The 22,593-nt window shown below is 67.1% G+C and carries 20 protein-coding genes; 4 read left to right on the top strand and 16 right to left on the bottom strand.

Annotated elements, in window-relative coordinates; genetic code table 11:
* Positions 1 to 5: 5 nt before the first annotated feature.
* The 4 genes from BW39_RS25720 (at position 6) to BW39_RS25705 (ending at position 5,111) form a co-directional block, all read left to right on the top strand.
* Positions 6 to 1,058, top strand: a complete 1,053-nt coding sequence (locus BW39_RS25720; RefSeq protein ID WP_043824976.1) for an ABC transporter ATP-binding protein — start codon at positions 6 to 8, stop codon at positions 1,056 to 1,058.
* Positions 1,055 to 1,912: an ATP-binding cassette domain-containing protein gene (locus BW39_RS25715; protein ID WP_043825105.1), complete on the top strand. Its 858-nt coding sequence runs from the start codon at positions 1,055 to 1,057 to the stop codon at positions 1,910 to 1,912. The genes BW39_RS25720 and BW39_RS25715 overlap by 4 nt, the downstream gene beginning before the upstream one ends.
* A 129-nt stretch (positions 1,913 to 2,041) precedes the next feature.
* Positions 2,042 to 3,535 carry an ABC transporter substrate-binding protein gene (locus BW39_RS25710; RefSeq protein WP_043824974.1) on the top strand — a complete coding sequence of 498 codons (1,494 nt, stop codon included), beginning with the start codon at positions 2,042 to 2,044 and terminating at the stop codon, positions 3,533 to 3,535.
* 100 nt (positions 3,536 to 3,635) lie between these two features.
* Positions 3,636 to 5,111: an amidase gene (locus BW39_RS25705; RefSeq protein ID WP_043824972.1), complete on the top strand. Its 1,476-nt coding sequence runs from the start codon at positions 3,636 to 3,638 to the stop codon at positions 5,109 to 5,111.
* Here the strand turns inward: BW39_RS25705 and BW39_RS25700 are convergent.
* The 16 genes from BW39_RS25700 to BW39_RS25625 form a co-directional block, all read right to left on the bottom strand.
* On the bottom strand, positions 5,098 to 6,111 hold the full coding sequence (locus BW39_RS25700) for a Bug family tripartite tricarboxylate transporter substrate binding protein (RefSeq protein ID WP_043824971.1): 1,014 nt from the start codon (positions 6,109 to 6,111) through the stop codon (positions 5,098 to 5,100). The genes BW39_RS25705 and BW39_RS25700 overlap by 14 nt on opposite strands.
* A 142-nt stretch (positions 6,112 to 6,253) precedes the next feature.
* Positions 6,254 to 7,279, bottom strand: coding sequence for an AraC family transcriptional regulator (locus tag BW39_RS25695; protein ID WP_096913901.1), 1,026 nt, complete (start codon positions 7,277 to 7,279; stop codon positions 6,254 to 6,256).
* A gap of 97 nt (positions 7,280 to 7,376) precedes the next feature.
* Positions 7,377 to 8,021, bottom strand: coding sequence for a LysE family translocator (locus BW39_RS25690; RefSeq protein WP_043824968.1), 645 nt, complete (start codon positions 8,019 to 8,021; stop codon positions 7,377 to 7,379).
* 45 nt (positions 8,022 to 8,066) lie between these two features.
* Entirely contained in the window at positions 8,067 to 8,930 is an 864-nt protein-coding gene (locus BW39_RS25685) for a DUF429 domain-containing protein (protein ID WP_043825104.1), read from the bottom strand.
* 14 nt (positions 8,931 to 8,944) lie between these two features.
* Positions 8,945 to 9,826, bottom strand: coding sequence for an EamA family transporter (locus BW39_RS25680; protein ID WP_043782810.1), 882 nt, complete (start codon positions 9,824 to 9,826; stop codon positions 8,945 to 8,947).
* Positions 9,827 to 9,932: 106 nt separating this feature from the next.
* Complete coding sequence (folE, locus tag BW39_RS25675; RefSeq protein WP_052155430.1) at positions 9,933 to 10,655, bottom strand: GTP cyclohydrolase I; 723 nt, start codon at positions 10,653 to 10,655, stop codon at positions 9,933 to 9,935.
* 129 nt (positions 10,656 to 10,784) lie between these two features.
* Complete coding sequence (locus BW39_RS25670; protein ID WP_012207248.1) at positions 10,785 to 11,558, bottom strand: endonuclease/exonuclease/phosphatase family protein; 774 nt, start codon at positions 11,556 to 11,558, stop codon at positions 10,785 to 10,787.
* 27 nt (positions 11,559 to 11,585) lie between these two features.
* Positions 11,586 to 12,062: a dihydroneopterin triphosphate diphosphatase gene (nudB, locus tag BW39_RS25665; RefSeq protein ID WP_043825103.1), complete on the bottom strand. Its 477-nt coding sequence runs from the start codon at positions 12,060 to 12,062 to the stop codon at positions 11,586 to 11,588.
* An 8-nt stretch (positions 12,063 to 12,070) separates the two neighbouring features.
* Positions 12,071 to 12,886, bottom strand: coding sequence for a curli production assembly/transport component CsgG (locus BW39_RS25660; RefSeq protein WP_043824965.1), 816 nt, complete (start codon positions 12,884 to 12,886; stop codon positions 12,071 to 12,073).
* Positions 12,887 to 12,964: 78 nt separating this feature from the next.
* Positions 12,965 to 14,767 carry an aspartate--tRNA ligase gene (gene aspS / locus BW39_RS25655; RefSeq protein WP_043824963.1) on the bottom strand — a complete coding sequence of 601 codons (1,803 nt, stop codon included), beginning with the start codon at positions 14,765 to 14,767 and terminating at the stop codon, positions 12,965 to 12,967.
* Between the two features lie 41 nt (positions 14,768 to 14,808).
* On the bottom strand, positions 14,809 to 15,432 hold the full coding sequence (locus BW39_RS25650; protein ID WP_012207252.1) for a DUF502 domain-containing protein: 624 nt from the start codon (positions 15,430 to 15,432) through the stop codon (positions 14,809 to 14,811).
* Positions 15,433 to 15,450: 18 nt separating this feature from the next.
* Positions 15,451 to 15,762 carry an FmdB family zinc ribbon protein gene (locus BW39_RS30665; RefSeq protein ID WP_043824961.1) on the bottom strand — a complete coding sequence of 104 codons (312 nt, stop codon included), beginning with the start codon at positions 15,760 to 15,762 and terminating at the stop codon, positions 15,451 to 15,453.
* Positions 15,763 to 15,981: 219 nt separating this feature from the next.
* Entirely contained in the window at positions 15,982 to 18,666 is a 2,685-nt protein-coding gene (locus BW39_RS30660) for a DUF11 domain-containing protein (RefSeq protein ID WP_235264286.1), read from the bottom strand.
* 177 nt (positions 18,667 to 18,843) lie between these two features.
* Positions 18,844 to 20,292, bottom strand: a complete 1,449-nt coding sequence (locus BW39_RS25635; protein ID WP_013800841.1) for a sodium:solute symporter family protein — start codon at positions 20,290 to 20,292, stop codon at positions 18,844 to 18,846.
* 58 nt (positions 20,293 to 20,350) lie between these two features.
* On the bottom strand, positions 20,351 to 21,916 hold the full coding sequence (gene ubiB / locus BW39_RS25630) for a ubiquinone biosynthesis regulatory protein kinase UbiB (protein ID WP_013800840.1): 1,566 nt from the start codon (positions 21,914 to 21,916) through the stop codon (positions 20,351 to 20,353).
* The gene (locus tag BW39_RS25625) at positions 21,913 to 22,554 is read right to left on the bottom strand and encodes a ubiquinone biosynthesis accessory factor UbiJ (protein ID WP_043824959.1); all 642 of its coding nucleotides are present in this window, start codon (positions 22,552 to 22,554) and stop codon (positions 21,913 to 21,915) included. The genes ubiB and BW39_RS25625 overlap by 4 nt, the downstream gene beginning before the upstream one ends.
* Positions 22,555 to 22,593 lie beyond the last annotated feature (39 nt).

The raw sequence follows: 22,593 nt of genomic DNA, 5'->3' as shown, positions 1-22,593 counted from the left end.
CGCCCATGCCCCTGCTCGAAGTCTCCGGCCTCACCATCACCTTGCAGACCCCGCGCGGCCGCGCGCGCGCCGTGCAGAACCTGGAGTTCATCCTGGAGCGCGGCGCCACGCTGGGCCTGATCGGCGAGTCGGGCTGCGGCAAGTCGCTGACCGCCCTGGCGCTGATGGGCCTGCTGCCAGAGCATGCGCAGGTGGACGGCAGCATCCAGCTCAACGGCAAGGAGCTGCTGGACATGGACGAGAACGCGCTTTGCCGCCTGCGCGGCAACCGCATGGCCATGGTGTTCCAGGAGCCGATGACGGCGTTGAACCCCGTGCACGGCATCGGCCACCAGGTGGCCGAGCCGCTGCGCCATCACCTGCGCCTGGGCCGCCAGGCCGCGCGCGCGCATGCGGTGGCGTTGCTGGAGCGCGTGGGCATTGCCCGTGCGGCCCAGCGCTATGACGACTATCCGCACCAGTTCTCGGGCGGCCAGCGCCAGCGCATCACCATCGCCATGGCCCTGGCCTGCGGGCCCGACCTGCTGATTGCCGACGAACCCACGACGGCGCTGGACGTGACCGTTCAGCAGCAAATCCTGGACCTGCTGCAGGAACTGGTGGCCGAGCATTCCATGGCCCTGCTGCTGATCTCGCACGACCTGGGCGTGATCGCGCAGAACGTGGAGCAGTTGCTGGTCATGTACGGCGGCAGCGTGGTCGAAAGCGGCATGACCGAGGCCATCTTCGCGCGCCGCGCCCATCCCTATACGCGCGGCCTGTTCGCGGCCAGGCCCCAGTTGGACCTGTCCGCCTCCGGCAGCCTGCCGCCGGCCCGGCTGCCCACCATTGCCGGCACCGTGCCCGAGCTGGTGGACCTGCCGGCCGGCTGCGCCTTCGCGGGCCGCTGCAGCTTCACCGAGCCGGCCTGCCACAGCGAGCGCCCGCGCCCCGTGGTACTGGAGCGCCCGCAGCGGCCCACGCCCGCATCCCTGCAGGCCTGGGCACAGCCGCATGTGGTGCGCTGCCTGCGCCCCGAGGCCATTGCACAGGGCCTGCCTGCACAGGAATGCGCATGACAGGGCACCCCCTCCAGGCGCCACCGGTCCAGACGCCACCGGCCTCCGATGCACCCCTGCTGCAAGTGACAGACCTGACCCGCAGCTACCAGCTGCCGCGCCGGTCGCTGTGGCGCGCGCCGGAGCAGGTGCATGCGCTGCGCGGCGTGGATTTCACGCTGGCGGCGGGGCGCAGCCTGGGCGTGGTGGGCGAGTCGGGTTCGGGCAAGTCCACGCTGGCACGCCTGGTCATGGCGCTGGACACGCCCAGCGCCGGCAGTGTGCGGCTGCTGGGCCAGGATCTGCACCAGTTGGGCCGCCAGGCACTGCGGACGGCACGCCGCGACTTCCAGATGGTGTTCCAGGACCCCTACGGCTCGCTGGACCCGCGCATGACGGTGGAGCACATCGTCTGCGAACCCCTGCTCGCACAGCCTGCGTCGCCCGAACGCACCGCCCGGCGCGACCTGGCCCGCGCCACGCTGGAACAGGTCGGCCTGCGCGCGCAGGATCTGGACAAGTACCCGCACGAGTTCTCGGGCGGTCAGCGCCAGCGCATCGCCATTGCGCGGGCATTGATCACACGGCCCCGCCTCATCGTGGCCGATGAGCCCGTGAGTGCGCTGGACGTATCGGTGCAGGCCCAGGTGCTGAACCTGCTGCACGATCTGCAGCAGCAGCTGGGCCTGTCCTATCTGTTCATCAGCCACGACCTGGCCGTGGTCCAGCACCTGTGCGACGACGCCATCGTGCTGAGCGAGGGCCGCATCGTCGAGCGCGGAGCGCCGCAGCAGCTGTTCCACGCCCCACAGCACCCGTATACGCAGGCCCTGGTCCGGGCCGTGCCGCGCATCGCCCTGCAGCACCGGGCCTGAAAGCTGACGGCCGCCCGCGCGGACCAGGCCCCCAGGGCCACGCACCCGTGCGCCGTGGTGTAAAAACACTGCTGCAGGCCGCAGACAGCGGCCCGAGAACCATCTGCAAGAATTTCCGGAGACCTGTTCATGTTCAACCGCCGTTCCCTGCTGGCCAGCTCCGCTGCTGCCGGCCTGCCCCTGCTGATGCCCTGGCCTGCGCTGGCCCAGAGCCGCAAGGACAGCATCACGCTGGCGATGACGCTGGAGCCCCCGGGGCTGGACCCCACGGCCGGGGCCGCATCGTCCATCGGCGAGATCGTGCTCTACAACCTGTTCGAGACGCTGACCAAGATCAACCCGGACGGCAGCGTCTCGCCGCTGCTGGCCGAGAGCTGGGAGGTCTCGCCCGACCTCAAGACCTACACCTTCCGCCTGCGCAAGGGCGTGAGTTTTCAGAACGGCGAGCCCTGCAACGCCCACAGCGTGAAGTACTCCTTCGACCGGGCGGGCGACGACAAGAGCACCAACAAGGACAAGCGAACCTTCGCCTCCCTGTCCACGCGCGTGGTGGACGACCACACTGTGGTCGTGATCAACAAGGACATCGATCCGGACTTCCTCTTCGTGCTCGGCCAGGCGACTTCCATCATCGTCGAGCCCAAGAGCGCGGCGACCAACGCCACGCGCCCCGTGGGCACGGGCCCCTACCAGTTGGGCAACTGGAGCAAGGGTGCCTCGGTCACGCTCACGGCCTGGCCGCAGCACCGCATGGCCTCCGGCCTGCGCATTCGCCGCGCCAGCTTTCGCTTCATCTCCGACCCTGCGGCCCAGGTCGCTGCGCTGCTGGCTGGCGATGTCGATGCCTTCCCACGCGTGACGCCGCGCAGCGTGGCCCAGTTCAAGGCCAACGGGCGCTTCCAGGTCGTGGTCAGCGGCTCGCGTGCCAAGACCATCCTGGCCATGAACAACGCACGCAAGCCCCTGGGCGACGCGCGCGTGCGCCGCGCCATTGCTGCGGCCATCGACCGCAAGGCCGTGATCGACGGCGCGGGCGACGGCTACGGCCTGCCCATCGGCAGCTACTACGTGCCCACGGCCTTCGGCTACGTGGACACCACGGGCATCAACCCCTTCGACGTGGAAAAGGCCAAGGCGCTGCTGGCCGAGGCCGGCATCAAAACCCCGCTGGAGCTGACCATGACCCTGCCGCCCACGCCCTACGCGCGCCAGGGCGGCGAGGTGATTGCCGCGCAGCTGGCCAAGATCGGCATCCGCGCCAAGCTGCAGAACGTCGAATGGGCGCAGTGGCTGTCAGGCACCTACACCCTCAAGAACTACGACCTGACGCTGATCTCCCATGTCGAGCCCTTCGACCTGGGCAACTTCGCCAAGCCCGACTACTACTGGGGCTACGAGTCCGCCCAGTTCAACGAGCTGTACGACAAGATCAAGAACGCCTCGCGCCCCGCCGACCGCTCGCGCCTGCTGGGCGATGCCCAGCGCCTGCTGGCCCAGGATTGCGTGCACGCCTTCCTCTACACGCCGCAATGGGTCACCGTGGCCAACAAGAACCTGCGCGGACTGTGGAAGGACATGCCCATCTTCGTCAACGATCTCTCGGCACTGTCCTGGGCCACCTGAGCCGCGCACCGGCTGAGCCACAGGCGACAGGTGCGCCGGTGGCCCCGGGCCACACTGCGGCAGATCTGCCGCTGGAACCGCCATCCTCAAGGAAGCCGCGATGACTGGAACGACACAGGCTCTGCACGACCTACCCGCCCATGCGCTGCTGCGCGCCTACCGGGAGCGCAGCCTCTCGCCCGTCGAGGTCATACAAGACCTGCTGGCCCATGTGCAGCGCTGGGAGCCGGCCCTGGGCGCCACCTACCTGCTGCGCCCCGAGGCCGCACTGGCCCAGGCACGCGCCAGCGAGGCCCGCTGGCTGCGCGGCGAGCCGGCAGGCCTGCTTGACGGCGTCCCCGCCACGGTCAAGGACAACATCGCCACGCGCGGCGATCCCACGCCCGTGGGCACGGCCGCCATGCCGCAGGTCGCCGCCCCGCTGGACGCACCGCCCGCTGCGCGCCTGCGCGAAGCGGGCGCCATCCTCTTCGCCAAGACCACCATGCCCGACTACGGCATGCTGTCCTCGGGCCTGTCCTCGCTGCACGGCAACACCTTCAACCCCTGGGATCCGGACAAGACGCCGGGCGGCTCCAGCGCAGGCGCGGGCGCCGCTGCGGCGGCCGGCTACGGGCCGCTGCATGTGGGCACGGACATTGGCGGCTCCATCCGTCTGCCCGCAGGCTGGTGCGGCATCTTCGGCCTCAAGCCCAGCCTGGGCCGCGTGCCCATAGACCCGCCCTATACCGGCCGCTGCGCCGGCCCCATGACGCGCAGCGTGGCCGATGCCGCGCTGATGATGCAGGCGCTGTCCCTGCCCGATGCGCGCGACAGCATGGGCCTGCCGCACCAGGACATTGCCTGGAGCGGCTTCGACATGGACCCCGCCCAGGTGCGCGGCCTGCGCATAGGCCTGCTGCTGGATGCCGGCTGCGGCCTGCCCCTGCAGCCCCGCGTGCGTGCCGTGGTGGAGCAGGCTGCTGCCTGGCTGGAATCGGCCGGCGCCCATATCGAGATCATCCAGCCCTGGCTTACCCGCGACATGCTCGACGGCCTCGACCATTTCTGGCGCATGCGCTCGCATGTGGAAATGCAGTCGCTGCCGGACGCCCAGCGCCGCGTGGTCCTGCCCTTCATCCGCGACTGGGCCGACAGTGCCGGGTCCATCACCGCCACCCAGCTGTTCGTGGCCAGCCAGCAATCGCACCTGCTGCGCGTGGCCACGGTGCGTGCCACGGCGGCCTTCGACTATGTGCTGTCGCCCGTGGCGCCCATCACGGCTTTCCCGGCCCACCTGCCCAGCCCCACCAACGACCCGCTGCGACCGCTGGAGCACATTGCCTTCACCGTGCCCTACAACATGTCCGAGCAGCCCGCCGCGTCCGTGCCCTGCGGGCATGACGGGCAGCTGCCCATCGGCGTGCAGATCGCGGGCCGCCGCTTTGACGACCTGGGCGTGCTGCGGCTCAGCCGTGTGCTGGAGCAGCTGCGGCCGCCGCAGCCTGCCTGGCCACAGCCCCTGCCGCCGGGCCAGGGCACTGGCGTCAGCGAAGACGGCGCGCAGGCACGGGCAGCGCCGGCTACTCCAGCCTGATTCCCGCATCCTTGACGATGCGCGCCCAGCGCGGCAGGTCGCGCGCCATGGCCGCTGACAGCTCCTCGGGCGTGCCGCCCACCGGGCGCAGCCCCATGGCCGCCAGGCGGCCGCTGAGTTCGGGCGAGGCCACGATGCGCCGCACCTCGGCCGAGAGCTTGTCCACGATGGGCCGGGGCGTTCCCGCCGCCACGAAGGTGGCAAACCAGCCATTGGCCTCGAAGCCCGCCAGCCCCAGTTCGGCAAAGGTGGGGACCTCGGGCAGCGCCGGATGGCGCTGCATGCCGGTGATGGCCAGGATGCGGATCTTGTCGGACTTCAGGTGCGCATTGGCCGAGGACACGTCGATGAAGCCCGACGACAGCTGCCCGCCCAGCACATCGTTGACCAGCGGCGCTGCGCCCTTGTAGGGAATCAGCGCCAGATCCAGCCCGGCCCTGGCACGCAGCAGTTCGCCATGCATGTGCGAGGAGGTGCCGTTGCCGTAGTTGCCGTTGCTGTACTTGCCCGGATGGGCCTTGACCAGGGCGATGAACTCCTGCAGCGTCGTGGCCGGCACGTCGCGCGGCACCACGAACAGGTCCGAGGACAGGGCCACCTGCGATACGGGGGCAAAGTCCTTGAGCACGTCATAAGGCATCCTGGCGTACAGCGCAGGCGCCTGGATCATGGCCGTGATCCCCAGCAGCAGCGTATAGCCATCGGGCGCCGACTTGGCCACCACATCGCCGCCGATGATGCCGCTGGAGCCCGGCCGGTTCTCCACCACCACGGGCTGGCCCCAGGCCTGGCTCAGTTGCTGGGCAATGATGCGGCCGATGATGTCCGTGCCGCCACCCGCCGGATAGGGAATCACCATGCGCAGCGGCTTGGACGGATAGGCACCGCCTGCCGGCTGTGCAAAGGCGATCGGCGATGCCGTTCCCAGGGCGGCGCCCAGTGAGGCGCTGGCGGCGCATGCCAGCGCCGCCCGCAGGCAGCCGCGTCGGCTCGATTCCATGGCTTGTCTCCTTGTCCTTCGGTGCTCCGCCCTCGTTGGCGGGGCGGTGTGCCCTGCCGCAGTGGCAGGGTCCATGGACAGTGTGGCCACCGGGCCTTCAGCCACCAATCGCCGATCGTCTCAAAATGATTGGCAAAAAAGATCAGCGGCCGCGATGCTGGGCCTGCCGGTAGGCGCCCGGCGGCAGGCCGGTCCAGCCCTTGAAGGCGCGGTGAAAGGTGCTGGCCTCCGCAAACCCCACGCGGGCCGCGATGTCGGCCAGGGTCAGATCCGGGCGGTTCAGCAATTCGATGGCGGCGTCGCGGCGCAGGTCGTCCTTGAGGGATTGGAAGCCCAGGCCTTCGTCGCGCAGGCGGCGGCGCAGCGTCTGCGGTGTCATGGACAGCGCGGCGCCCACCTGCTCCAGCGAAGGCAGCTCCCCCGCCAGATCGCGGCGCAGCAGGCGGCGGATGCGCTCGCCCAGGCGCGTGCGGTCGCGGTAGCGGATCACCAGGCCCATGGCCGCCTGGTCCAGGAATTCGGCCAGGCTCTCCGGGGTCTGCACCACGGGCAGCTCCAGCCAGCGCGCATCGAACTCCAGCCCCGTGAAGTCGCGGTCACGCTGCAGCGGCGCCAGGAACAGGCGCTGCGCCTCCGTGCCATACGGCATGCTGGCTCCGGCCGGCGCGCACACGCCCGTCAACTCAATCCTGCGCGACACCAGCCAGGACATGACGCCATAGCCCAGAAAGCAAAAGGAACGCTCGGCATAGGCCAGCGGCGCATCACGCTCGCGCAGCGACACCATGGCGATGCGGGCCACGCCATCCACCACCTGCAGCCGGGGAGCGAAGTCGCGCAGCACCAGGCGGTAGAAACGCAGCCCGGCCTGCAATGCCTCGCCCAGCGTGCGGCAGGGCAGCATGCTGCGGCAGGCCTGGGCAAAACTGCCCACGGGCAGCGGATGGCGGCACAGGCCCCACAGCTCGTCGCGGCAGACGCGGCGCAGCACGCGGATCAGCGCCGCGTACTGCGCCTGGGTGACGCGCGACAGCGGCGCATCCAGCAGGGCCGGCGCGATGCCGGCACGGCGCAGGATGGCTGGCACATCCATGCCATTGCGCTGCACGCCCTGCACGATCTGCAGGACCTGGGCAATGGCAATGGTGTGGGCCGTGGTCTGTGGCATGGGTTTGATGAGGACGCCGCTGCTCATGGCGCCAAGGGGCGTGAGCGAAAAAGCATGGAGGGACTGTGCCACGGCCCCGCATTAGTGTGAACAGGCCCTAGCGCTGCACCAGCGCCAGCCGCACCGCCATGCCCAGGAACACCAGCCCGGCCACGCGGTTGAGCCAGTTCTGCGCACGCACGGAGCGCTGAAGCAGCACGCCGAACCAGCCCGAACAGCAGGCGATGGCGCCGAACACCAGCAGCGCCGCCAGCATGAACACGCAGCCCAGCACCATCACCTGGGTGGCCACGCTGCCGCGCGCGGGGTCCGCGAACTGCGGCAGAAAGGCCAGGAAGAAGATCAGCACCTTGGGATTGGTGAGGTTCATCACCACGCCACGCCCCACCCAGCGCAGCGCCCGTGCGGGGGTCAGCGGGTCGGCTGCGCCGGCCTGCGGCATCTCGCCCGGCCGGGCCACGGCGCGCAGCGCGCCCCAGGCCAGCCAGGCCAGATAGGCCGCGCCGCACAGCTTGATGGCGGTGAACAGCAGGGGCGATGCAGCCACCAGCGCCGCCAGGCCCAACGCAACCGCCGCCGTATGCACCACCAGCCCCAGGCACAGGCCCAGCACCACGCACAGTCCCACGCGCCAGCCACGCTGGGCCGATTGCATGAGCACGAACAGGTTGTCAGGCCCCGGGCTCAGGCCCAGCAGCACGGCCACGCCAAAAAAGGCCAGCAGGGTTTCAAAGGTCGGCATCGCTTCTCTCTTTTCGATTCATCGCATGTTCCAGCGCGGCTTGGGTCAGGCTTGCGCCGTGACGATCCAGCCTTCCAGCGGGTCCAGGTCATGCGGCAGCCCGTAGAGCGCATCGCCCTGCGCATGGCGGGCCACCGCCCAGGCGGCCTGCAGCATGCAGATCACGGCGTCCAGCCGGTCTCCGCTGCCGTCTGCCAGCAACTGGTTGCGGATTTCTTCGGCGTCGATACGCAGGCGCAGCGCCAGCGGGTTGTCGCCACGCTCCAGCGCCGCCAGCAATTGCACGCGCGCCTGATGGCGTTCGGGCGTTTGCCGTGCGGGTTCGTCGCTTTTGTAGCTGAGGCGGCCGATCACGGCGCGCGCCAGCATGCCCGGGTAGGCTTCCAGCGCCACGCGGCGCGCATCGCCTTCGCCCGGCCGTTGCAGGCCCGGCAGATGCACGCCGGCCGCGCGCAGCAAGGGCAGCCCGGCATGCAGCATGTAGGCCACGGGCGGGTTCACCCATTTCATGGAAGGGCTGGCACCGGCAGGCCCGTCCGTGGCGCGGTGCGCGAACTTGCCGCCCGCGGGCCGCGCCGCGCAAAAGGCCTTGAACTGCTCGCGCAGGCTCTGGCGCGTGAGGCCGGCGTAGTGATCCATGCAGGCCGCCCAGTCCGTGGGCCAGCCCAGTTGCTCCACCAGTTCGCGCGGCAGGCCAAAAGGCAGGTCGAATCCGCCCACCCAGGCCGACTGCCCCGACTGCGCCGCATCGGCGGGCCGGGCCAGCCAGGCAGCCCATGCGTCCAGCGAGGCGAACTCCAGCAAATCCTGCAGGACCACCGTGCCACCAGCCAGCAGGTGGCCCAGGGCCATGGTGATGGGCTTGCGCGCCGTAGGCCGGCTGCTGAAATCGCAGCCCAGCACCCGCATTTCCGCCATGGCGCTCAGCCCAGGCCCAGCGCCGTCACGCCGACGGCAATGCACACCGCGCCTGCAATGCGCGCCAGGCGGTCGCCTTCGCGCAGCATGTGCCCGCCGATCAGCGCCGCGAACAGCATGGAGACTTCGCGCGCAGGCGCCACGTGCGACATGGGTGCATCCTGCATGGCGTAGAGCACCAGCACATAGGCGATGGGGCTGATCAGCGCCACCAGGGCCGCGAAGCGCCACTGCGTGCGCCACAGGCTGCGCGCAGTGGGCAGGTCGCGCAGCACCACGGGAGCGAGCAGAAACACGCGCACGAAGTTGCCCATGTAGTCGATGAGGATGGGCGACATCAGCAGCATCTTCACGCCGTAGCCGTCCACCACGGTGTAGCTGGCGATGAAGGCGCCCGTCAGCAGGCCGTACCACAGGCCCAGCCGCAGCCGCTCGCGCGCTTCGGGGTCATGGCGTGCGCGCAGCAGGCCGGGCCCGCCCGCGATCAGGAACACGCCAACCACCACGCCGGCAATGCCCAGCGCGCCCAGCGAGGAAATCTGCTCCCCCAGGAAGACCACCGCCACCATGGACGACAGCAGCGGCCCAGAGCCGCGCGCCAGCGGATAGACCACGGTGAGGTCCGCGCTGCGGTAGCCGCGCAGCAAGGTCACGTAGTAGGCCACGTGCAGCAGGCCGCTGGCCAGCACCACCAGCCATTCGTTGCGGCCCCATGTGGGCACCACATCGCGCCCCACCCACCAGCCCAGCGGCGCCCAGATCACCATCATGATGACCGAGGTGAAGAAGGCGAAGCGCGAGTCGCCGCCCGCCTTCTTGGCCACGATGTTCCAGCCGGCATGGATGAGGCCGGCAATGATGATCAGGGCAAAGGCTTGCAGCGACATGGTCAGGTCCGGGGGAAAGCGGGGCGTGGCGCGGGAAAGAAAAAAGGCCGCGCACTGCGCAGCCTGGGGTCTTGTCTGAGGCGTCCGGGGACGCCACCCCGGGGAGTTACCTGCGGCTAGACACCAGCGAGAGGAACTCGCGGCGCAGTTCAGGATTGGTGAGGAAGGCGCCGCGCATGACGGAGTTCAGCATCTTGCTGTCCATCTCGCGCACGCCGCGCCAGGACATGCAGAAGTGCGAAGCCTCCATGACCACGGCCAGGCCGTCAGGGCGGGTCTTGTCGAGGATCAGGTCGGCCAGCTGGATGATGGCCTCTTCCTGGATCTGGGGGCGGCCCATGATCCAGTCCACCAGCCGCGCGTACTTGGACAGGCCGATGACATTGGTGTTCTTGTTGGGCAGCACGCCGATCCAGATCTTGCCGATCACCGGGCACAGATGGTGGCTGCAGGCGCTGCGCACCGTGATCGGGCCGACGATCATCAGCTCGTTGAGGTGCTCGGCGTTGGGGAACTCGGTGATGGCGGGCTGCGCCACATAGCGGCCGCGGAACACCTCGTTGACATACATCTTGGCCACGCGGCGCGCCGTGGCGCGCGTGTTGTGGTCGTGCGTGGTGTCGATGACCATGCTGTCGAGCACGCCCTGCATCTTGTCCTGGACTTCGTCGAGCAGCTGCTCGAGTTCACCGGGCTCGATGAATTCGGAGATGTTGTCGTTCGCATGAAAGCGCTTTTGCGCCTGCTTCAACCGTTCGCGGATCTTGACCGAGACGGGGGTGCCCTCGGCCTGGCTGTCTTGTTTCATGTCGACGAGTTCTCTGAACATGGCTGGCATGGTAACAGCGAAACCCGCGGCATGGCACGCAAGGGATTTTCCACCCAAACGCAGGTTCTGCCCGCGCTGAAAGCTATCATTTCAATAGCAAAAGAATGGCTTGTGTGACAGAACCCGGGGCTAGAGGCGGAATTCGGCAATCAGCGGCAGATGGTCGGACATGCGCCACCAGATGCGTCCCTTGGGCACATGCAGGCCCAGCGGGGTGAGGCCGCGCACGTAGACGTGGTCCAGCTGGGCCAGCGGCAGGCGCGAGGGATAGGTGGGCACGCTGGGCAATTCGTCGTATTCGTACAGGCCGAAACCGCCGAGCATGCGCTTGATCTGGCCACCCCAGTCGTTGAAGTCGCCCGCCACCACCACGGGGGCGCCAGGCGGCACCTCGCGCTCGATGAAGCGCTTGAGCTGGGAGACCTGGCGCACGCGGCTGCCAGGAATCAGGCCCAGGTGCACCACGATGGTGTGCACGCGCCGGTTCTGCACTTCCACCTCCACATGCAGCAGGCCCCGCTGCTCGAAGCGGTGGTCGGAGATGTCTTCGTGCTGGTGGCCCACCACGGGCCAGCGGGTGAGCAGCGCGTTGCCATGCTCGCCATGGCGCGTGTAGGCATTGGTGCGGTAGACAGCCTCGTAGCCCAGGGGAGCCAGATACTCCGCCTGCGAGACCTGGGGCCAGCGCTCGAAGTAGGCGGCCTCCTTGTGGTTCATCTTGCGCACTTCCTGCAGGCAGACGATGTCGGCATCGAGCTGCTCCACAGCGTGTCCCAGGTTGTGGATCTCCAGGCGGCGCACGGGACCCATGCCTTGCACGCCCTTGTGGATGTTGTAGGTCGCGACGCGCAGTATGGACGGGCCGGGGTCCACCTCGTGGGAGGATTTCACGTTGTCAGTCATAGGCGGTCAGGAACACAGGGATCGGGATCAGTCCAGCTCCAGTGAAGCGAATCGCGGCAGCATCAGGATGGCTTCCGCATTGGACGGGGAGTAGCAGCGCTCGGCAGCGTCATGCCAATGATGCCAAGCAGATGCGGTATGTTCCCTCGGATTCAAGAACACAGGGGTGTAGGACGGAATCCGCAGGCCGAAAACCCTCTCGCGGTTGTGCCATACACCGGGCGCATAGCGGTGCTGCCAGGCCGGGTAGATGGTGTAGATGTTCTCCAGCGCCCAGTCCTGCAGCAGGCAGCCGGGCGCCTCGGGGTCGATGCCGGTTTCTTCCCGCACCTCGCGCACTGCGGTCTCGCGCCAGGACTCGTCTTCATGGTCCTTGCTGCCCGTCACCGACTGCCAGAACTCCCCGCCCTCAGGCGCCGGTGCCGTGCGGCGCATCAGCAGCACCTGCCCGTCATCGCGGTAGATGACGACCAGCACCGATTCAGGGATCTTGTAGCCTGGCATGGCAGGCATCAGCCCTTGCCCTGGACCGCTTTGGTCGCCACGGAAGGCGGCAGATCCTTGGTCTGCAGCGCGCGCACCTGATGCACGAGCTGGTTGTGCGCATCCAGAAAGGCGGCGGCGATGACCTTGCCCTCGTTGGTATTGCTCCAGCCCGCGCCCGCCGCGCCCAGGCGGCCCAGCACCATGCCGCCCACGCCCAGATCGGTGGTGCGGGCGGCGCCCGTGGCAGCGGCCACCTGCTCGGTGGTTTCGTTGTCCGACAGCAGCAGAGCGGTCTGCGCCTCCTTGAACTTGACCTGCTCGACCATGCCGACCAGCCCCGCGATGTCCCGCAGCACCGGAATCATGGCAACCACGCCGGCCAGGCCCCGGCCCGCGTCCTGCTCGCTGAAGGTCAGGCTGGGCGTCAGCGTGTATTGCGCCTCATAGCCACGGCCCTTGCGCACCGTGGAGTTCTCTCGCAGCACGCCGGCGTTCTTCAGGTCCTGCTCCTGCACCGTGCCGCGCAGGCCCGCGCCCCGGTCCACCACACGAAAGCACCCGCTTTGCTGGGCCAGCAGCTTGATCAGCGGCACGGGCGAGGCGGGCAACTGGTAGCCCGACCCCATGACGTAGCCGTTGGGATTCTCGGCCAGGGCCAGCGTGGCCACGGGCGCATCGCAGCGCACGAGTTCGCGCGAGCCATTGTTCGCGCCCAGGGGCCCGGCGGAGCCGGTGATCTCCGAGCCACCCTGCCCCAGCTCGGTCTTCTTTTCCCCGCAGCCGGACAGGCCCAGCCCTGCCAGCACAGCCAGCGCCACCGATGCAATGCCTTGAAAACGCATGAAAGCTCTCCGCAAAAAGAAAAACGGCAGAAGCTGTGCCAGCTTCTGCCGTCCGTATCAAGCCGCCAGGCCCGGTCCTCAGCCCTGGGTGGCCGCCAGCGGGTTGCGCAGGCGGATGTGCAGCTCGCGCAGCTGCTTTTCGTCCACGGGCGAAGGCGCCTGGGTCAGCAGGTCCTGGGCACGCTGGGTCTTGGGGAAGGCGATCACGTCACGGATGGAGTCGGCACCCGTCATCAGCGTGATCAGGCGGTCCAGGCCGAAGGCCAGGCCACCGTGCGGGGGCGCGCCGTACTGCAGCGCGTCCAGCAGGTAGCCGAACTTGGCGCGGGCGTCTTCGGGCGAGATCTTGAGCGCGTCAAACACCTTGCTCTGCACGTCGGCGCGGTGGATACGCACCGAGCCGCCGCCCAGCTCCCAGCCGTTCAGGACCATGTCGTAGGCCTTGGCCAGGCAATTGGCCGGGTCGGTGACCATGAGCTCCTCGTGGCCGTCCTTGGGCGAGGTGAAGGGATGGTGCACGGCCGCCCAGCGGTCGTTTTCCTCGTCGTGCTCGAACATGGGGAAGTCCACCACCCACAGCGGCGCCCAGCGGTTCTCGAACAGGCCGTTGGCCTTGCCGAATTCGCTGTGACCCACCTTCAGGCGCAGCGCGCCGATGGAGTCGTTGACGATCTTTTCCTTGTCTGCGCCGAAGAAGATGAGGTCGCCGTCCTGTGCGCCCGTGCGCTTGAGGATCTCGGCAATGGCCGCGTCATGCAGGTTCTTGACGATGGGAGACTGCAGGCCATCGCGGCCCTTGGCCACTTCGTTGACCTTGATCCAGGCCAGGCCCTTGGCGCCGTAGATCTTGACGAATTCGGTGTACTGGTCGATCTCGCCGCGCGAGATCTGCGAGCCGCCGGGCACGCGCAGCGCGACCACGCGGCCGCCCTTGGTCGTGGCGGGGGTGGAGAACACCTTGAAGTCCACGTCCTTCATGACTTCGGTCAGTTCGGTGAACTCGAGCTTGACGCGCAGGTCAGGCTTGTCCGAGCCGAAGCGGAAGGCCGCATCCTGGTACGTCATCATCGGGAACTCGCCCAGATCCACGTCCAGCTGGGTCTTGAAGACCTCGGTGATCATGCGCTGGAAGATGGCGCGGATTTCCTCTTCGCCCAGGAACGAGGTCTCGCAGTCGATCTGCGTGAACTCGGGCTGGCGGTCGGCGCGCAGGTCTTCGTCGCGGAAGCACTTGGTGATCTGGTAGTAGCGGTCGTAGCCGGCCACCATCAGCATCTGCTTGTACAGCTGGGGCGACTGCGGCAGGGCGAAGAACTCGCCATCGTGCACGCGGCTGGGCACCAGGTAGTCGCGCGCGCCTTCGGGCGTGCTCTTGCCCAGCATGGGCGTTTCGATGTCGATGAAGCCTTCCTTGTCCAGGAAGTTGCGCACCTGGATGGCCGTGCGGTAGCGCAGCATCATGTTGCGCTGCATGTAGGGGCGGCGCAGGTCCAGCACGCGGTTGGTCAGGCGCACGGTCTCGGACAGGTTCTCGTCGTCCAGCTGGAACGGAGGCGTGACCGAGGCGTTGAGCACGTTCAGCTCGTGGCACAGCACTTCGATCTGGCCGCTCTTGAGCTTGTCGTTGGTCGTGCCTTCGGGACGTGCGCGCACCAGGCCCTTGACCTGCACGCAGAACTCGTTGCGCAGGCCTTCGGCAGTCTTGAACATCTCGGCACGGTCGGGGTCGCAGACCACCTGCACATAGCCTTCGCGGTCGCGCAGGTCGATGAAGATCACGCCGCCATGGTCGCGGCGACGGTTCACCCAGCCGCACAGGGTAACGGTTTCGCCCATCAGGGCTTCGGTCACTAGACCGCAGTAATGGGAGCGCATGGCCATGATGAAAAGCTTCCTGCGCCCGGGATGGGCGCGACAGTTTGTTATTTGGATTCCGCGGGCAGTGTGAGATCCGGAGGAGTCACCACGCCCATCGAAACAATGTACTTGAGCGCGGCATCCACGCTCATTTCCAGCTCGATGCAATCGCTCTTGCGAACGATGACGAAATAGCCGCCCGTCGGATTCGGCGTTGTCGGCACGAAGACGCTCAGGTATTCGTCACGCAGATAGGCGGCGACCTCTCCGCTGGGCGAGCCGGTGACGAAGGCCACGGTCCAGACGCCTTCGCGCGGCCACTGCACCAGCACGGCGGTGCGAAACGCATTGCCACTGTCCGAGAACACGGTGTCGGACACCTGCTTGACGCTGGAATAGATGGAGCGCACCACGGGAATGCGGCTGACCACCGCATCGCCCCAGGAGACAAGCTTGCGGCCGATGAAGTTGCTGGCCGCAGCGCCAACCACCAGCAGGATCAGCAGCGTGAGCACCACGCCGAAGCCGGGAATGTGGAAACCCAGCAGCCGGTCCGGATGCCAGGCCTCGGGCAGGATGGCCAGCGTCTGGTCCAGCGTGCCGATGATCCAGTTGAGCACGCCCAGCGTGATCACCAGAGGAACAATCACCAGCAGGCCGGCGAACAGCCATTTGCGCAGAGCGGACATGAGAAATGCAAGCCTTGATTAATGGCCCGTGGAGGGTGCGGGAGCAGATGCGGGGGCCGCAGCAGGCGCAGTTGCCGCAGGTGCGGCAGATGTATCCGAGGCCGGGGTGCCGGCCGCTGGAGCCGGCGTGGCGGCGCTCTTGCTGCCGCTGTTCTTGAAGTCGGTCGCGTACCAGCCCGAGCCCTTGAGCTGGAAGCCGGCAGCCGTCAGCTGCTTGGAAAAGGCCTCGGCACCACAGGCCGGGCAGGTCGTCAGCGGAGCATCCGAGATTTTCCGCAGCACGTCCTTGGCATGACCGCAGGAGCCACACTTGTATGCATAAATAGGCATGGCGCTAATGCTTATACGAGAGAAGATGCAAAACTTTCGATTATAGGCATCCGCCCGATACTGCGGCTGCCTTGCCCCCAAAGGCCCAGGCCGGAGAGCCGCAGGCCGCATGCATCAGTCGGTACCTGATGGCCCGAAATGCAAAATGCCAGTCGCGCGGACTGGCATTCCATCAGGGCGGTGCGGGCCCCGCTGCCGGGGCGCCTGCCGCGTCCATGTTCAGCGCCGTGCCCGGCGCCGCTGCATCCCCATACCGGCCAGCATGACGGCAAGACCCATCAGCACCAGGGCAGGCACCCCGGTGGCGGGGACCGGCTCCGGCGTCAATGCGGCAGCAACCACCAACTCCTGGTCACGCGAATTGTTGGCCGGCTCCGGGTCCGTGGTTCCACTGACCGCCGTCACGGTGGCTGTCAGGCTGCCCTGCGTGGTGGGCGTGAAGCTCACCGTGCAGGAAATGCTGGCACCCGAGGCCAGCGGCGCGCCTGTCGGCACCGCAGGCGTGCATGAGGTGCTGGCACCTGCCGGCAGCCCTGCGATGGAGCAATTGGCAAAGGCTGCCGCATTGGGGCCGGCGTTCGTGCAGACGAACGATCCCTTCACGGGAACACCCACGTTGGCGGTGGCCGGTAGCGTGACGCTGGTGGCCTGCATATCGGCCCGCTCCACGGGGTTGAAGGGGTGGGCCTTGGTGTTGTTGGCCGGCACCGGATCCACGGTGCTGCTGCTCGCCGTCACCAAGGCCGCTATGGTGCCCGTTGTGGTGGGCGTGAACTGCGCTGTGCAGGCGATGCTGCCGCCCGATGCCAATGGCGAGGCCGTGGGGACGCTGGGCGTGCAGGACGTGGTCGCCCCGGCTGGCAGGCCGGAGATCACGCACGAGGCCGCCGTCGCCGCACTGGGGCCGGCATTGGTGCAGCTGAAACTGCCGGACACCGGCACGCCCACCGTCATGGTCAGGGGAAGCGTGATGGAGGTGGCCTGCATGTCGGCACGCTCCCCGGGGCTGTAGGGGCGCAAGATGGTGTTGTTGGCAGGCACCGGGTCCGGCGTGCCGCTGCTGGCGGAGACCAGGGCCGTGAATGCCCCGCCCGCTGTGGGCGTGAAGCCCACCGTGCAGTCGATGCGGGCGCCCGAGGCCAGCGGCGATCCTGTAGGTACAGCGGGAGTGCAGGACACGGAAGCGCCTGCCGGCAGGCCTGAAATGGCGCACGAGGCTGCCGCCGCAGGGCTGGGCCCCGCGTTGGTGCAGCTGAAGCTGCCGGATGCCGGCGTGCCCACCGCCATGGAGGCCGGCAGGGTCAGCTCCGTGGCCCTCATGTCCGCCGACTCCCCTGGGTTGTAGGGGAAGGACATCGCATTGTTGCTCGGCACCAGATCTGTCGTTGCACTGCCGGCCGTCACCAGTGCCATGATGGCGCCCGTGACAGCAGGCGTGAAGCCTACCGTGCAGGCGATGCTGTCGCCTGCGGCCAGCGGCGATCCTGTAGGAACAGCGGGAGTGCAGGACACGGAAGCGCCTGCCGGCAGACCTGAAATGGTGCACGATGCTGCCGCCGCAGGGCTGGGTCCCGCATTGGTGCAGCTGAAGCTGCCGGATACCGGTGCCCCCACCGTCATGGACGGCGGAAGATCGACGCTGGTGGCCTGCATGTCGGCCGCTGGCGCAACCGCCAGCACAGCCAGTGTGGCCGGCTGGTTCAGGCCAATAAGACTGAGGTTGGAAGGACCGTTGGTGAAGCTGCCTGTCGCGGTCGGACGCACGTCGAGGCTCACCTCGCAGAAGGCGGCGCCCTGGGCCAGGTCTCCGTTGGACACGGTCACGGTGCTGCCGCCTGCTGCCGCCTGCACGGTCGTGCCGGGGCAGGTGGTGCTGGCATTGCCCTCGACGACCAGTCCTGCAGGCAGGTTGTCGGTAAACGACCAGCCTCGCTTGCGCAGCAGATCGGTCGTATTGGTGATGGTCATGGTCAGCCGGGAGACCTGGCCGAGGTGGATGCTGGCAGGCGAGAAGGCCTTGTCCAGCTGCGGCGTGACATCGATGATCTGCGCGTTGTCGATCGACGAATCGTTGCCCATGGAGCTGGTCTGGTCGTTGTGCAGAACAAACCCGACAGAGGCTCCGCTGAAGAGCAGGGCTCCGGGAGAGGTCACTGTCTGGGCCCTGGCCGTTTGTATGATCCCAATACCGATAGGCATCGTATTGAACGACACACCATCCACGCATGGATCGACAGCGTTCATGGAGATGGGCAGTTCCGCATTAGCGTCATTGACAAGAGAAAAACGCAGCAACGGAGCGACGAATCCTGACGAGCAGAAGTTCGCCACCACATCGGCACGGGCCGTGAGGAATCTGCTGCCGGAACTTTGCGGAATATTGGCCTTGGTGCGAAAGGCAATTGCGCCAGCAGGAAAGGTCCCATTCGCTGTAAGCATCGCCATGACGTGATTTTTGACCGCATCCGCCGCACTCTGGCCCTGATAGCGCCCTGCGACCTCCGCCATCTGCTGCAGGGCGTTCCAATTGCCTTGGGAACCGCAGGCCGCACTCATCGTCGCCGAAGTTGGATCCTGGTTGAAGGACGTGACTATGCCATTGCACTGGTTGGCGCTCATCCGGTACAGGGGGTCGGCGGTATACATCTGCCCCGCAGGGTCCGCGCCCTGGTAGACCAGCAGATCCCGCCCCTCCGTGGTGATGGGGGGTGTCTGCGGGTTTTCGAAGTCCTCGCTCCAGACAATGACCGGCGCGACCGGGATCCTCGGCGCAGCCATTGCCACCTGGCCGCACAGGGCTGGCACAAGCAAGGCGCCTCCAAGCCAACTCCATCGGAACCGGACGCCAGCGACAGGCCGCAGCTTCAGCCGGCGAGCCCTCGCAATCAGTTTGAGTGTTTTCATGACGGTGCTTCCTCCCAAGCGTTTGCTATTCGGAGGTCCGCCGTACTGTCACGACCTGTGCTTCACACCACCCAAGTCAGCATTCCGGGACCTCCACAATCCCAGCCGCCGACTATATAGTTAATAACTATTGATGATTGTCATCAATTGTTTTCGCAAATAACGAGGCAGCTGCGCTTACCTTTCGGGGCTGAATTCAAGAATGTCTGCGCTGCGATTGGCCAGCCACTGCGGTGCCAGTGACCCGGCCACCATCCCCGTCACAGCCGCCAGCAGGCCCGCCAATTGCTGCGGAAATGCCTCGTGCAAAGCCGGCGTGGCCATGAAGACCACCCACACGCCAATGCCCAGTGCCACGGCGCAAATGGCGCCCTGCGTGGTGGCGCGCTTCCAGTACAGCCCGAAGACCAGGGGCACGAAGGCGCCGACCAGCGGCACCTGGTAGGCGCTGGAGACCAGCTCATAGATGGGCGTTCCTTCCATCTTGATCGAGTAGGCCAGCACGCAGATGCTGAAGACGAGCACGCTGATGCGCATGGCCAGCAGCATTTCCCGGTCGCTGGCCTGGGTGCGGAACTGGCGCCAGATGTTCTCGGTAAAGGTCACGCTGGGCGCCAGCAACGTGGCCGAGGCACAGGACTTGATGGCCGACAGCAGCGCGCCGAAGAACAGCACCTGCATGACGAAGGGCATCTTGTCCATGACCAGGGTGGGCAGCACCTTCTGCGGGTCCTGCTTGAGCAGTTCCGCAGCCTCCTGCGGCATGATGATCAGCGCACTGGCCACGAGGAACATGGGTACGAAGGCGAAGCAGATATAGGCCGAGCCACCGATGACGGTGCCGCGCGTGGCGGCCTTCTCGCTGTGGGCCGACATCACGCGCTGGAACACGTCCTGCTGGGGAATGGAGCCCAGCATCATGGTGATGGCGGCGCCAAAGAAGAAGAGGATTTCATGCCAGCTGGGCTCGGGCCAGAACTGGAACAGATCGCGGCTCACGGCCAGGTCGATGACCTTGCCGGCACCGCCAGCCATGTCGCTGGCAAACCAGGCCAGCACCACCAGGCCGACGACCAGGATGATCATCTGCAGGAAGTCCGTCACCGCCACCGACCACATGCCGCCGAACAGCGTATAGGCCAGGATGGACACCACGCCGATGGCCATGCCCACGGGAATGCTGACCGTGCCGCCCGACAGCAGGTTGAACACCAGGCCCAGGGCCGTGACCTGGGCCGAGACCCAGCCCAGGTAGCTGAGCATGATGATCAGCGAGCAGACGATCTCGATGGACCGGCCATAGCGGTGGCGGTAGTAGTCGCTGATGGTCAGCAGCGTCATGCGGTAGAGCTTGCCCGCGAAGAACAGGCCCACCAGGATCAGGCACATGCCAGCGCCGAACGGGTCTTCGACCACGCCGCGCAGGCCGCCCTCGATGAACTTGGCGGGCACGCCGAGCACGATCTCCGAGCCGAACCACGTGGCAAACGTGGTGGTGATGATCATGTACATGGGCAGATGGCGCCCGGCAATTGCGAAGTCGGCCGTGTTCTTGACCCGCCTGGCCGCCCACAGGCCGATGGCGATGGTCACGAACAGGTAGGCGATCACCATAGAGAGCAGCACGCTGGCACTCCTGTTTCAAAGTGGGAAAAGGGAGAGGTCCGGAAACCCGTCAGTGTTCTCAGTACCAGCGCAGCCGCACCACCAGTTGCAGCAGGATCAGCGCGATGACAAAGCCGATGCCGGCGCTGACGATGGCCTGCAACAGGCGGTTGGTGAGCTTTTGCTGCTGCAGCAGCTCCTTGAGCAGTTCGTCGTGCTCGCCGGAGTTGCGCGTGAGCCGGCGATGGATCAGGCGCGGCAGCTCGGGAATGAGCTTGGCATAGCGCGGCGCCTCGGCCAGCAGCTCGCGCCACAGCCGTTGCGGGCCCATCTGGTCCAGCATCCATTTTTCGAGGAAGGGCTTGGCCGTGCTCCACAGGTCCAGATTGGGGTCCAGCTGGCGCCCCAGGCCTTCGATGTTGAGCAGCGTCTTTTGCAGCAGCACCAGTTGCGGCTGGATCTCGACTTGAAAGCGGCGCGAGGTCTGGAACAGGCGCATCAGCACCATGCCCAGCGAAATCTCGGCCAGCGGACGGTCGAAGTACGGCTCGCAGACGGCGCGGATGGCGGCCTCCAGCTCGTCCACGCGCGTGCTCGGCGGCACCCAGCCGCTTTCGATGTGCAGCTCGGCCACGCGCTTGTAGTCACGGCGGAAGAACGCCGTGAAGTTCTGCGCCAGGTATTCCTTGTCGTACTCGGTCAGCGTGCCGACGATGCCGAAGTCCAGCGAGATATAGCGCCCGAAGGTCTCGGGCTCCAGGCTGACCATGATGTTGCCCGGGTGCATGTCGGCGTGAAAGAAGCCATCGCGAAAGACCTGGGTGAAGAAGATGGTCACGCCGTCGCGTGCCAGCTTGGGGATGTCCACGCCGGCTTCGCGCAGGCGCTCGACCTGGCTGATGGGCACGCCGGTCATGCGCTGCATGACCATCACGTCGTTGCGGCAGAAATCCCAGTACACCTCGGGGATCAGCACCAGGTCCAGCCCTTCCATGTTGCGGCGCAGCTGCGCGGCGTTGGAGGCTTCGCGGATCAGGTCCAGCTCGTCGTGCAGGTAGTTGTCGAACTCGGCCACGACCTGGCGGGGCTTGAGGCGCTTGCCGTCGGCCGACAGGCGCTCGACCCAGCGCGCCATCATGTGCATCAGCGCCAGGTCCTTGTCGATCACGGTCTTCATGCCCGGACGCAGCACCTTGACGGCCACGTCGCGCTGCACGCCGTTGCGGTCGCTGATCACGGCAAAGTGCACCTGGGCGATGGAGGCACTGGCCACCGGCTCGCGCTCGAAGCTCACGAAGATCTGGTCCAGCTTCTTGCGGAAGGCGCGCTCGATGGTGTCCACCGCAATCTGCGAATCGAAGGGCGGCACGCGGTCCTGCAACCGGGCCAGCTCCTCGGCCACGTCGGGCGGCATCAGGTCGCTGCGCGTGGACAGCACCTGGCCAAATTTCACGAAGATGGGCCCCAGCTCCTCCAGGGCCTCGCGCAGGCGCTGGCCGCGCGGCTTGTCCAGCCGCCGGCCGAGCGTGAGCACCGCGCGTGCGCGGCGCATCCAGGGATGCTCGAAGCTCGACAGCACCAGCTCGTCGAGTCCGTAGCGGAACACCACCCAGAGGATGGTCAGCCCGCGAAGAAACCGGCTCATGGCTTGTCGTTCTCGAAACCGGGCAGGGATACCACGGGGGAACCAACGGGCGCGCTGGCGGGCGCTGCCGCACGTGCGGCCTCGGGGGCATCGGGGGCATCGGCATCGGGCTTGCCGGCCATGCGGGCGCCTACGAACTGGCGCAGTGCCTGGGCAGCGCTGCGCGCGACCTTGGCCACGGTGTGCGCGGGCGCATCGCCGATGATGCGGGCCAGGTCTTCCTCCACGTCCCATTCGACGTGGTCCACCAGCCAGTTGATGTCGGCGGCCAGTTGCACGTCGCCCTCGATGCGGATGGAGGGCTTGTCGCCGCGCAGGGCCACCTGGGCCAGGGCCAGCGGGGAGGTCTCGGTGACTTCAAGCAGCAGGTCGGGCTGCGCGCCTTCGGGCGCCACGTTGAACAGGCCGGCGGGCGTGATCTGCAAGGCCATGGAGTAGCCGCGCCACTGCACGCGCGCCACGCGGCCCTTTTGCCGCACGAGGCGCTCCATCGCCTCTTTCTCCTGCATCAGCACATGGTTGAGGAACAGCACGAGGCGCTGATGCACCTCGCTGACCAGCCATTGCGGCGGTTGCGGACCGGCCATCACGCGTTCCATGAGACCGTTCAGAAAAGAAAAAGGGGACTGTGTTGCCATAGTCCCCGATTATTCCCGAAGTGAGAGGATGCGGCCGAC

This window comes from Delftia sp. RIT313, assembly GCF_000632165.1.
Lineage (GTDB): Bacteria > Pseudomonadota > Gammaproteobacteria > Burkholderiales > Burkholderiaceae_C > Comamonas > Comamonas acidovorans.
The sequence above is the reverse complement of the archived record's forward strand: the minus strand, read 5'-3'. Positions and strand labels throughout refer to the sequence as shown.